The organism is Rhizobium arsenicireducens, from assembly GCF_964021225.1.
Window position 1 is genome coordinate 3804202 of the sequence record NZ_CAXHYK020000001.1, and the last position, 11898, is coordinate 3816099.

An 11898-nucleotide genomic window follows, 5' to 3' on the forward strand; every position below is an offset into this window, starting at 1 on the left:
AAACGGCTATGGGGGTTTCGCAGTGCAGCATTCCGTGGCCATCGACTGAGGAGACCGATTTGTCCATTTCAAAGATTCTCGTTGCCAATCGATCTGAAATCGCAATCCGGGTCTTCCGCGCCGCCAATGAGTTGGGATTGAAGACGGTCGCGATCTGGGCCGAGGAAGACAAGCTCTCGCTGCACCGCTTCAAGGCGGACGAGAGCTACCAGGTTGGCCGCGGCCCGCACCTCTCCCGTGAACTCGGCCCGATCGAAAGCTATCTTTCGATCGACGAAATCATCCGGGTGGCCAAGCTTTCGGGCGCCGATGCGATTCATCCCGGCTACGGCCTGCTGTCGGAAAGCCCGGAGTTCGTCGAGGCCTGTGACAAGGCCGGTATCATCTTTATCGGCCCACGCGCCGAAACCATGCGTCAGCTCGGAAACAAGGTCGCGGCGCGAAATCTGGCCATTTCGGTCGGCGTGCCGGTAGTGCCCGCCACCAGCCCGTTGCCGGACGACATGGCGGAAGTGGCGCGGATGGCCGAGGAAATCGGGTATCCGGTGATGCTGAAGGCCTCCTGGGGCGGTGGCGGCCGCGGCATGCGCGCGATTCGCGATCCGAAGGATCTCGCTCGCGAAGTCATCGAGGCCAAACGCGAGGCGATGGCCGCCTTCGGCAAGGACGAGGTCTATCTCGAAAAGCTCGTCGAACGCGCCCGCCATGTCGAAAGCCAGATCCTCGGCGACACGCACGGCAATGCCGTCCATCTGTTCGAGCGCGACTGCTCGATCCAGCGCCGCAACCAAAAGGTCGTGGAGCGGGCGCCGGCCCCCTATCTTTCCGAGGCCCAGCGTCAGGAACTCGCGGAATATTCCCTCAAGATTGCGCGGGCGACGAATTATATCGGCGCGGGCACGGTCGAGTATCTGATGGATGCCGATACTGGCAGGTTCTACTTCATCGAGGTCAATCCGCGCATCCAGGTCGAGCATACGGTTACAGAAGTCGTGACCGGCATCGACATTGTCAAAGCGCAGATCCACATTCTTGATGGCCATGCCATCGGCACGGCGGAATTGGGTGTTCCTGCCCAGTCCGATATCCGCCTCAACGGGCATGCTCTGCAGTGCCGTATTACTACCGAAGACCCCGAGCAAAACTTCATCCCGGATTACGGCCGGATCACTGCCTATCGTGGTGCTACCGGCTTCGGCATCCGGCTTGACGGCGGCACCGCCTATTCCGGCGCGGTCATCACCCGCTATTACGATCCGCTGTTGGAAAAGGTCACCGCCTGGGCGCCGACGCCGCAGGAGGCGATCCAGCGCATGGACCGAGCGTTGCGGGAATTTCGTATTCGTGGCGTCGCCACCAACCTCACCTTCCTCGAGGCGATCATCAGTCATCCGCAGTTCCGCGACAACAGCTACACCACACGCTTCATCGATACGACGCCCGAACTGTTTGCCCAGGTCAAGCGTCAGGACCGCGCCACCAAGCTGCTGACCTATCTGGCTGACGTCACGGTCAACGGTCATCCCGAGGCCAAGGGCCGTCCGCGTCCGCCGGAAGATGCGGCAGAGCCGATTGTTCCCTACATTGATGCCCCGATCCCGGACGGCACCAAGCAGCTGCTCGACACGCTCGGCCCGGTCAAGTTCGCCGAATGGATGCGCGGCCAAACCCGCGTGCTGATGACCGATACGACGATGCGCGACGGTCACCAGTCGCTGCTCGCCACCCGCATGCGCACCCATGACATCGCGCGTGCCGCCGGCGCCTATGCCCGGGCGCTGCCGAACCTGCTGTCACTCGAATGCTGGGGCGGCGCGACCTTCGACGTGTCGATGCGCTTCCTCACCGAAGACCCGTGGGAGCGCCTGGCGCTGATCCGCGAGGGCGCGCCGAACCTGCTTCTGCAGATGCTGCTCCGAGGCGCCAACGGCGTCGGCTACAAGAACTATTCCGACAATGTGGTGAAGTACTTCGTCCGCCAGGCGGCAGCCGGCGGCATCGATCTCTTCCGCGTGTTCGACTGCCTGAACTGGGTCGAGAACATGCGCGTGTCGATGGATGCGGTCGCTGAGGAGAACAAGCTCTGCGAGGCAGCGATCTGCTATACCGGCGACATCCTCAATGCCGCCCGGCCGAAATATGACCTGAAATACTACACGGCGCTTGCGGCCGAACTGGAAAAGGCCGGCGCCCATATCATTGCCGTCAAGGACATGGCCGGCCTGCTGAAGCCGGCGGCTGCCAAGATCCTGTTCAAGGCGCTGCGCGAGGCGACGAGTTTGCCGATCCATTTCCACACCCACGACACATCGGGCATCTCGGCTGCGACCGTTCTTGCTGCGGTCGATGCGGGCGTCGATGCGGTTGATGCGGCGATGGACAGCCTGTCGGGCAATACCTCACAGCCCTGCCTCGGTTCGATCGTCGAAGCCCTGCGCGGCTCCGAGCGCGATCCGGGCCTCGACCCGCACTGGATCCGGAGGCTTTCCTTCTACTGGGAAGCTGTGCGCAACCAGTACGCCGCCTTTGAGAGCGATCTTAAGGGGCCGGCTTCGGAAGTCTACCTGCATGAAATGCCGGGCGGCCAGTTCACCAACCTCAAGGAACAGGCCCGTTCGCTCGGGCTGGAGACGCGCTGGCACGAAGTGGCCCAGGCCTATGCGGACGCCAACCAGATGTTCGGCGACATCGTCAAGGTGACGCCCTCGTCCAAGGTGGTCGGCGACATGGCGCTGATGATGGTCAGCCAGGACCTGACTGTCGAGGATGTCGTCGATCCCGGCAAGGAAGTGTCCTTCCCTGAATCGGTGGTTTCCATGCTGCGCGGCGATCTGGGTCAGCCGCCGATCGGTTGGCCCGAAGGCCTGCAGAAGAAGGCGCTGAAGGGCGAGCCCTTCTATACGGTCCGTCCGGGCTCCCTGCTTGAGGATACCGACCTCGATGCCGAGCGCGAGGCGATCGAAGAAAAGCTCGGCCGTGAAGTGAACGATTTCGAGCTCGCCTCCTACCTCATGTATCCCAAGGTCTTCACTGACTATGCTCTGGCGGCCGACACCTACGGACCGGTCTCCGTGCTGCCGACACCCCGCTATTTCTACGGTCTCCCGGCTGGCGAGGAACTGTTCGTCCATCTCGAAAAGGGCAAGACACTGGTCATCGTCAACCAGGCGATGGGCGCCACCGACGACAAGGGCCTGGTCACCGTGTTCTTCGAGCTGAACGGCCAGCCCCGCCGCATCAAGGTGCCGGATCGTGCCCATGGGGCGGCCGGCAGTGCCGCACGCCGCAAGGCCGATCCGTCCAACGCGGCCCATGTCGGCGCGCCAATGCCGGGCGTCATTTCCACCGTGGCGATTTCCGCCGGGCTCGCCGTCAAGGCGGGCGACGTGCTGGTGTCGATCGAGGCGATGAAGATGGAAACGGCGCTCCATGCCGACCGCGACGGCACGATCGCCGAAGTGCTGGTCAAGACCGGCGACCAGATCGATGCGAAGGATCTCCTGGTCGTCTTCGCCGCCTGAGCTATCGAGCTTTCCATGCAAGACAAGAACGTGGCATGACGAATGAGGCCGGAACATCGCGACGGATGTTCCGGCCTCTCATTCTCAGAGCGCCGCCTTGGCGGCGACCCGTTGATGTTCTCTCGAATGTCAGCCTATCAGCCGGCCTTCAGCGGTGAGATCTGGATCTCGACGCGCCGGTTCTGTGCACGGCCGTCCGCCGTGGCATTCGATGCGACCGGCTGGCTGGGGCCGAAACCGAGGGCGGAAACGCGCCGCGGATCGACGCCCTGCGAATTGAGATAGTTCGCAACCGATGATGCGCGGCGCTCGGAGAGCGCCTCGTTGTGAGCGACGCTGCCGGTCGAATCGGTATGGCCGTTGACGTCGATCAGCGTCTTTTCGAACTTGCGCAACACGATCGCTACCGAATTGAGCGTCGGATAGAACTGCGGCATGACCTGGTCCTGGTCAGTCGCAAAGGTGATGTTGGACGGCATATTGAGGATGATCCGGTCACCGACGCGGGTGACAGAGATGCCGGTGCCTTGTAGTTGAGCCCTGAGCTCGGCCTCCTGATTGTCCATGTAATTGCCGATCGCGCCGCCGGCCAGGGCACCGATGCCAGCGCCGATGAGTGCGCCATTTCGGCTGTCGCGGCCGCCGCCGCCGATCACCGCGCCGCCGACCGCGCCGAGTGCGGCACCCAGAACCGCACCGCCAGCCAGGTTGGATGTTTTTTGCTGGCCGGTATAGGGATCGGTCGTGGTGCAGGCGGTCAGATAGATCGCGGCGAACGCGAGGATCGACATTTTCTTGATCATCGTCGGAATCACTCCAGGAAAATTCTCTTCTCGGTCAACAAGCCAAATGCGGCAATATCAAGTTATCGGAGGTTGAACTACTCGGCTGCGCTCTTCCGCCCATAGCGCTTGTCGATGTAGTCGATCACCAACGCCTCGAAATCGGCGGCGATATTCGCACCGCGCAAGGTCATCGCCTTCTTTCCGTCGATGAACACCGGGGCGGCTGGCGTTTCACCGGTGCCCGGCAGCGATATGCCGATGTCGGCGTGCTTGCTCTCGCCCGGCCCGTTGACGATGCAGCCCATGACCGCGACGTTGAGCGCCTCGACGCCTGGGTATTTCTCGCGCCAGACCGGCATGTTCTTGCGCAGGTCTTGTTCGATCTTCTGGGCGAGCTCCTGGAATACGGTGGACGTGGTGCGGCCGCAGCCGGGGCAGGCGGCGACGACGGGCACGAACTGGCGGAAGCCCATGACCTGCAAAATTTCCTGCGCCACCTGCACTTCGCGGGTACGGTCGCCATTCGGTTCGGGGGTCAGCGAAACGCGGATCGTATCGCCGATCCCGTGCTGCAGGACATAACCCATGGCCGCTGCGGAGGCGACGATGCCCTTGGAGCCCATGCCGGCCTCTGTCAGTCCGAGATGGAGCGCGTGGTCGGAGCGGTCGGCCAGCATCGAATAGACGGCAATCAGGTCCTGAACCTGGGAAACCTTGGCGGACAGGATGATCTTCGATCGCGGCAGGCCGATCTCCTCGGCGAGTTCGGCGGACAGCAGAGCCGACTGGACGATCGCCTCGCGCGTCACCTGGCGCGCCGAGAGTGGGAAGCCCTCCGCCTGGTTCTGGTCCATCAGCCGGGTCAGCAGTTCCTGGTCGAGCGAGCCCCAGTTGACGCCGATGCGCACCGGCTTGCCATAGCGGATCGCCATCTCGACGATGTCGGCGAACTGCTTGTCCTTCTTGTCCTTGAAGCCGACATTGCCCGGATTGATCCGGTATTTTGCCAGCGCTTCGGCGCAGGCCGGATGGTCGGCCAGCAATTTATGGCCGATGTAGTGGAAGTCGCCGACCAAAGGTACGTCCAGCCCGAGACGAAGCAGTCGCTCGCGGATTTTCGGCACGGCGGCAGCGCTTTCGTCCCGGTCCACGGTGATGCGCACGATTTCCGAACCGGCCTTGAACAGTTCGGCCACCTGTTTCACGGTGGCGTCGATGTCGGCCGTGTCTGTATTCGTCATCGACTGCACAACGACCGGAGCGCTGCCACCGACGATCACGCCGCCGACATCGACGGCGACGGTTTTGCGGCGTGGCTTGGGATCGAACTCGTCTGCGGAAATCATGGGATGCCCTTGAACGGCAGGAAAATGATGAAAATGAGGTGGATCAAACACGTGCGCTTGTCAACCATGAGCTAAACCACGGCCAACGAGTGAACGGACCGACCAACCGCCGGCCAGGTCGGAGAGCTCGGCCAGCAACTCGTCCATGCCCGACATACGCATCTTCATGCCTTCGGTCGCTTCAAAAAGCAGTGAGGCGATACGCTGGGTGGAGACGCCTGATGGCTAGTGCCGCGCCACGCTGACCCGGTCGGCGTGGCGCGCCAATCCGGAAAGAGCCAGTACCACCAGATTGAGCAGCGAGAGCGCGGTATAGACGGTTGAAAGGGACGTGTATTCGGCGATGAAACCGATGATTGACGGCGCCATGAGGATCCCGGAATAGCCGAGCGAAGTCACAACCGAGAGGCCGATCCCCGGTGCGAGGCCCGGAATATTGCCGCCGGCGGAAAAGGCGATCGGCACCATATTGGAGATGCCGATGCCGGCAATGCCGAATCCGATCAGGGCGATCGTGATGCTGGGTGCCTGGCCTGCGATGATCAGGCCGACGAAGGATGCGATCGTGCAGAGCCGGAGCGTCGTCACTGCGCCGAGCCGGTCGCGCACCAGATCGCCGGCAAAGCGCATCGCCGCCATGGCAAGCGAGAAGGCGGCGAAAGCAAAGCCCGAATGCGCCGTCGATGCGGACAGTTCATTCCCGAGATAGAGCGCACCCCAGTCGAGGATCGCTCCCTCCGGGATCATCGAAAAAAGGGCGACGAGCCCGATGAGCCAAGGGAGCGGCGAAAGCGGCAGTCTCGTGCGCTCACGGCGTTCGGAGGGATGCGGCCGGTCGACGAGGATCATCGGTCGGGCAATCGCTAGGAGAGCGACCGCGACGCCGGCCACCAGCAGCGCGTGGCCGAGCGCGCCTAGCGCCGTGATCAGCAGACCGCCGGTCGCCGCTCCCACGAGGCCCCCCAGACTCCAGAAAGCGTGGCAGGACGACATGATCGAACGGCGCATCGAGCGTTCGACTTCAACGGCATTGGCATTCATCGCCACGTCCATTGCTCCGCTCAAGCCGCCAAATAGGAAGATTGCAAAGGCGCCGGCCCAGAGTGAAGTCATCAGGGTGACACCGATGATCGTCGGGATAAACAGAACCGCGGCCGTCAGGACCACGCGGCTCGAGCCGAACCGCGCGATCTGTACGCCGGCGATAGGCATCATCAACAAGGACCCAATGCCGAAAACGAACAGCATGATGCCGAGATGCGCCTCGCTCAAGGAAAGCGCCTTGGCGAAAATCGGAATTTTCGGCGCCCAGGCCCCCATCATCAGGCCGTTCAGAAAAAACAGCAGCGAAACCGCTGCCCGCGTCCTGGTGAAATATCTGCCGCGCACCTGCGCGCCACCGTCGTTGGTCGTCTCCGCCATCGCCCTCTCCTGGAATTCTTGCGGCACTCTATTTAAATCGATTGAAACGGCAACGGCAAACGCCCGCGGCAGTTTCACATTTTGTTTCCGTCCGAAAACTGCAAGCGCAACTGAACCGACCTCGGAAGGATTTGCTTCCTGCTCGGATCTGATGGGAATGATGCCGTTCATCGCACTGGCCGAACGTGCAAGTCCTTGATGCCGCGCCTTGCAAAAAGTCCGGGCTCTAAGCCCCATACGGGAGAACAACCATCCGTTCAGACAGGGTGTTGTCGCCTGACGCCTATCTTCATCCGGGACCACTGCAAATAGCTCTTGCGACTGCGACAACCATCGTATATACGAATATATGTAGATATATATCCATGGAGGTTGCTATGTCTCTCGATCGTGCCGTGCTGGCCTTTGCCGGCGTAATGGTTCTGGTTTCCGTTCTTCTGACGGCTTTTGTCCATCCGTATTTCATGTGGTTCACCGTGTTCATCGGCGCTAACATGTTTCAGTCAGCCTTTACCGGCTTCTGCCCGGCGGCGGCGATCTTCAAGAAGCTCGGCTTTCGCGCTGGCTGCGCGTTCTGAGCATACCTGTTCAAAGGAAACTCCCATGAAAGCCAAGGCGCTCGCGCGTTCCGCCATCTTCGGCCTGTCGCTCCTGTCGACCGGCTCTTTCGCGGCTGAGGCAATTCGCCTCGACGCGGTGAAGGTCCCTGAATGGAAAGCCGTCTATGGCCGTGTCGAAGCGCGCGACAGCGTTGCGGCACGGGCCCGGATCGGCGGCACTGTCATTGACCTCAAGGTAACGGAAGGCGACGCCGTCAAGGCTGGCGACGTCATCGCCGTGGTCAAGGACGACAAGATCGACTTCCAGATCGCCGCGATCGAAGCGCAATTGCTCGGTCTGCGCGCGTCCCTGGAGAACGCACAGTCGGAACTGACGCGTGGCGAGGAACTGATCAAGCGTGGCGTCACGACCGCCCAGCGGCTGGATGCGCTTCGTACGCAGGTCGATGTGGTGCGCAACCAGATTGCCGCGGCCGAAGCCCAGCGTTCGGTTGTTGTAGAGCAGGGCAAGGAGGGCGCGGTTCTGGCGCCCGCCGACGGCAAGGTGTTGACCGTTCCGGTCACCCAGGACGCCGTCATCATGGCGGGTGAACCGGTCGCGACGATCGGCGGCGGCGGCTTCTTCCTCCGTCTGGCGATCCCTGAGCGCCATGCCGATCTGTTGCGTCAGGATGCCTCCATCGAGATCGACAGCGGCAACGGCCATGAAAGCACCGGACGCCTTGCCAAAATCTATCCGGAAATCGACAATGGTCGCGTAATCGCCGATGTCGAGGTCGAGAACCTTCCGACTACCTTCGTCAACAAACGCCTGCTGGTCCGCGTTCCCGTCGGCGAGCGCGATGCGCTGCTGTTGCCGCTCAGCGCTCTAACGAATCGCTTTGGTGTCGATTATGTCACGGTCAAATCCGGTGAACGTGCCGCCGAGCGCGCCGTCGTCACCGCCAAGCCGATACTGTTCGACGGCAAGGAAATGACCGAAATCCTGACCGGCCTTGCCGCCGGCGAAGAGGTCCTGCTGCCATGAAGGTTCCCAGTCTCGGTATTGCGGGCGCCCTGACAAAGGGCTTCATCACCTCGCCGCTTACCCCGCTCTTCCTCATCACCGCCTTCGCGCTCGGCCTCGTCGCGCTTCTGACACTGCCGCGCGAGGAGGAGCCGCAGATCTCTGTGCCGATGGTCGACATCATCGTCCGTGCCGACGGCCTGAAGGCCGAAGACGCGGTCAAGCTCGTCACCGAGCCGCTGGAAACGATCATCAAGGGCATCAACGACGTCGAGCACGTCTATTCCCAGACCTCTGACGATCAGGTCATGGTAACTGCCCGTTTCATAGTCGGCACTTCGGGTGATTCGGCGGTGCTGCGTGTCCACGACAAGATTCGCGCTAACATGAGTTCGATCCCGGTCGGCATTCCCGAACCGCTGGTGGTCGGCCGCACGATCGACGACGTGGCGATCGTTTCCCTGACGCTCACCCCGTCCGCCGACAAAGGCGCAGGCGTGGATGCTACAGCTCTCACCCGTATCGCCCGCGAATTGCGCGTCGAGATGGCGAAGATCGATGATGTTGGCCTGAGCTATCTCGTCGGCGAGACAGGCGACGCAATCCGCATCGCACCCGCGCCGGAAAAGCTCGCTCTCTACGGCGTGACGCTGCAGCAGCTCTCCGCCAAGGTGACGGCTGCGAACCGCTCGTTCTCGACAGGTCTGGTGCGCAATGCCGGGCAGCAGATTGAGCTCGTGGCCGGTGAAACGCTGTCCACGCCGACCGAAATTGGCAATCTTCTGCTGACGACCCGCGACAACCGCCCGGTCTATGTGCGCGACGTCGCTGATGTTTCCTTCGTCACTGACATGGCGGAGGCCCGCGCCTCGACGGTTACCCGCGGCGAAAACGGTGAGCTGAAACGCGTGCCTGCGGTCACGCTTGCGCTCGCCAAGCGCGCCGGCGCCAATGCCGTCCTTGTCTCCGAGGAAATCCTCCACCGTGTCGAGGAGCTCAAGGGCAACCTGATCCCGGACAGCATGGATGTGGAGGTGACGCGCAACTACGGCGAAACGGCGAATGAGAAGGCGAATGAGCTTCTCTTCCACCTTGGCCTGGCGACACTCTCGATCATCGCGCTTGTCTGGGTGTCGATCGGCCGGCGCGAAGCCCTCGTCGTTGCGATCGTCATTCCCGTCACCATCCTGCTGACGCTGTTTGCCGCCAACCTGATGGGCTATACGCTGAACCGCGTTTCGCTGTTCGCGCTGATCTTTTCGATCGGCATTCTTGTCGATGACGCGATCGTCGTGATCGAGAATATCGCCCGTCATTGGGGCTTCAACGACGGCAAGGACCGCCGTCAGGCGGCGATCGATGCGGTTGCCGAAGTCGGCAACCCGACCATCGTCGCGACGCTCACCGTCGTCGCCGCCCTCCTGCCGATGATGTTCGTCTCCGGCATGATGGGCCCTTATATGAGCCCGATCCCGGCCAATGCCTCGGCCGCGATGATCTTCTCCTTCTTCGTCGCCGTTGTCGTGACTCCCTGGCTGATGCTGAAGATCGCCGGCAAGGCCAAGCTCCACCACGACGATGCCCATGCGACCGGTGGCATTCTCGGTGCGGGGTATGCAAGGGTTGCGAGCCCGATCCTGGCGAGCAAGAGAAACAGCTGGATCTTCCTGCTGCTGGTCGGCGTCGCCACCCTCGGCTCGCTGGCGCTGTTCTACACCAAGGATGTCACCGTCAAGCTGCTGCCCTTCGACAACAAGTCCGAACTGCAGGTGACGATCGACCTGCCTGAAGGCTCGTCCGTCGAGGCCACCGATGCGGTTGCGCAGGCCGTTGCAAAGGTGACGCTCGACACGCCCGAGGTTCTGAGCGTCCAGACCCATGCCGCAACGGCAGCGCCGTTTAATTTCAACGGCCTGGTGCGTCACGCCTATCTGCGCTCGAAACCCGAGATGGGCGACGTGCAGATCAACCTGGCGCCCAAGTCCGAGCGTGACCGCTCGAGCCACGAGATCGCGCTTGATCTCCGCCAGCGGCTGCTCGCCGAAGTTAAAGTACCGGAAGGCACCTCGCTGAAGGTCGTTGAACCGCCGCCAGGTCCGCCGGTCATGGCCACCCTTCTCGCCGAAATCTATGGCCCGGATGCCAGCACGCGCAGGGCCACAGCCGAAAAGGTCAAGGCTGCCTTCAAGTCGGTCCCCTTCATCGTCGACGTGGACGACAGCTATGGCCAGCCGGCCCGCCGTCTTCGCGCCACGATCTCCGGTGACGACCTCGACTTCTTTGGTGTCTCGGAAAGCGACGTGTTCGACACACTGTCGATTCTCAATGCCTCGACCACGCTCGGCTATTCGCACCGCGGCGACAGCCGTGCGCCGATCCCGATCGTCATCAGCCGACCGAAGGGTGCCAAGGTCTTCGACGAGGCGTTCCTCTCGACGCCGATCCCCGCCAACCTTCTGCCGGGTTCCCGCTCGGTGGTCGAACTCGGTGACGTCATCCGCGTCAGGGAAGAACAGGCTTCGTTCCCGATTTTCCGCCACAATGGCCGCTATGCCGAAATGGTTACGGCCGAGCTCGCCGGCGACTACGAAGCACCGCTTTACGGCATGCTCGCCGTTCACGAGGCGCTCGACAAACAGGACTGGACCGGGCTTGAAAAGCCGGAAATCGCCTTGCACGGGCAGCCGATGGATCAGAGCAAGTCGGTGCTTCTGTGGGATGGCGAATGGGAAGTGACCTGGGTGACCTTCCGTGACATGGGTGCCGCCTTCATGGTCGCCCTGCTCGGGATCTATATCCTGGTTGTCGCTCAGTTCGGTTCGTTCAAGGTGCCGCTCGTCATCCTGACGCCGATCCCGCTGACCTTCATCGGCATTCTCGGCGGCCACTGGCTGTTCGATGCTCCCTTCACCGCGACCTCGATGATCGGCTTCATCGCGCTCGCCGGCATCATCGTGCGCAACTCGATCCTGCTGGTGGACTTCATTCGCCACGCCAAGACGCCGGATCGCGATCTGACCGACGTGCTGATCGAGGCCGGTTCGATCCGCTTCAAGCCGATCCTGCTCACCGCGCTTGCGGCGATGATCGGTGCGGCGGTGATCCTGACCGACCCGATCTTCCAGGGCCTGGCTATTTCGCTGCTATTCGGCCTTGCTTCGTCGACACTGCTGACCGTGCTGGTCATCCCGGCGATCTACCGCGTGCTCAGAACCTGAGCGAACGCATAGGTGAAGATAGCGAAGGCCCGGGAACACG

Annotated in this window: 8 protein-coding genes; 5 read left to right on the plus strand and 3 right to left on the minus strand. The window is 62.2% G+C overall.

Annotated elements, in window-relative coordinates:
- Positions 1-59 precede the first annotated feature (59 nt).
- Complete coding sequence (gene pyc / locus ACWPVA_RS18685) at positions 60-3521, plus strand: pyruvate carboxylase (protein ID WP_454289102.1); 3462 nt, start codon at positions 60-62, stop codon at positions 3519-3521.
- A gap of 137 nt (positions 3522-3658) precedes the next feature.
- Here pyc and ACWPVA_RS18690 read toward each other — a convergent pair whose 3' ends face one another.
- The 3 genes from ACWPVA_RS18690 to ACWPVA_RS18700 all read right to left on the minus strand — a co-directional run bounded on the left by ACWPVA_RS18690 (position 3659) and on the right by ACWPVA_RS18700 (position 6975).
- On the minus strand, positions 3659-4324 hold the full coding sequence (locus ACWPVA_RS18690) for an OmpA family protein (RefSeq protein ID WP_454289103.1): 666 nt from the start codon (positions 4322-4324) through the stop codon (positions 3659-3661).
- 77 nt (positions 4325-4401) lie between these two features.
- Positions 4402-5652 (minus strand): flavodoxin-dependent (E)-4-hydroxy-3-methylbut-2-enyl-diphosphate synthase, encoded by a 1251-nt coding sequence (ispG, locus tag ACWPVA_RS18695; RefSeq protein WP_454289104.1) that lies wholly within the window; start codon positions 5650-5652, stop codon positions 4402-4404.
- Between the two features lie 225 nt (positions 5653-5877).
- Positions 5878-6975: an MFS transporter gene (locus ACWPVA_RS18700; RefSeq protein WP_454289642.1), complete on the minus strand. Its 1098-nt coding sequence runs from the start codon at positions 6973-6975 to the stop codon at positions 5878-5880.
- On the opposite strand from ACWPVA_RS18700, the gene ACWPVA_RS18705 reads away from it, so the two are divergent.
- From ACWPVA_RS18705 to ACWPVA_RS18720, 4 genes are all read left to right on the plus strand, one after another.
- Positions 6935-7273, plus strand: coding sequence for a hypothetical protein (locus tag ACWPVA_RS18705; protein WP_454289662.1), 339 nt, complete (start codon positions 6935-6937; stop codon positions 7271-7273). The two genes, ACWPVA_RS18700 and ACWPVA_RS18705, sit on opposite strands and share 41 nt — an antisense overlap.
- Positions 7274-7451: 178 nt before the next feature.
- Positions 7452-7652, plus strand: a complete 201-nt coding sequence (locus tag ACWPVA_RS18710; RefSeq protein WP_454289105.1) for a YgaP family membrane protein — start codon at positions 7452-7454, stop codon at positions 7650-7652.
- 25 nt (positions 7653-7677) lie between these two features.
- Positions 7678-8661 (plus strand): efflux RND transporter periplasmic adaptor subunit, encoded by a 984-nt coding sequence (locus ACWPVA_RS18715; RefSeq protein WP_454289106.1) that lies wholly within the window; start codon positions 7678-7680, stop codon positions 8659-8661.
- Positions 8658-11858, plus strand: coding sequence for an efflux RND transporter permease subunit (locus tag ACWPVA_RS18720; protein WP_454289107.1), 3201 nt, complete (start codon positions 8658-8660; stop codon positions 11856-11858). The genes ACWPVA_RS18715 and ACWPVA_RS18720 overlap by 4 nt, the downstream gene beginning before the upstream one ends.
- Positions 11859-11898 lie beyond the last annotated feature (40 nt).

Excerpts from the sequence above, each read along its gene's own strand:
- ACWPVA_RS18690 (WP_454289103.1), bottom strand. The coding sequence starts at position 4,324 with ATGATCAAGAAAATGTCGATCCTCGCGTTCGCCGCGATCTATCTGACC.
- ACWPVA_RS18720 (WP_454289107.1), top strand. The coding sequence starts at position 8,658 with ATGAAGGTTCCCAGTCTCGGTATTGCGGGCGCCCTGACAAAGGGCTTC.
- ACWPVA_RS18710 (WP_454289105.1), top strand. The coding sequence starts at position 7,452 with ATGTCTCTCGATCGTGCCGTGCTGGCCTTTGCCGGCGTAATGGTTCTG.
- ACWPVA_RS18700 (WP_454289642.1), bottom strand. The coding sequence starts at position 6,975 with ATGATGGGGGCCTGGGCGCCGAAAATTCCGATTTTCGCCAAGGCGCTT.
- ACWPVA_RS18715 (WP_454289106.1), top strand. The coding sequence starts at position 7,678 with ATGAAAGCCAAGGCGCTCGCGCGTTCCGCCATCTTCGGCCTGTCGCTC.
- ispG (WP_454289104.1), bottom strand. The coding sequence starts at position 5,652 with ATGATTTCCGCAGACGAGTTCGATCCCAAGCCACGCCGCAAAACCGTC.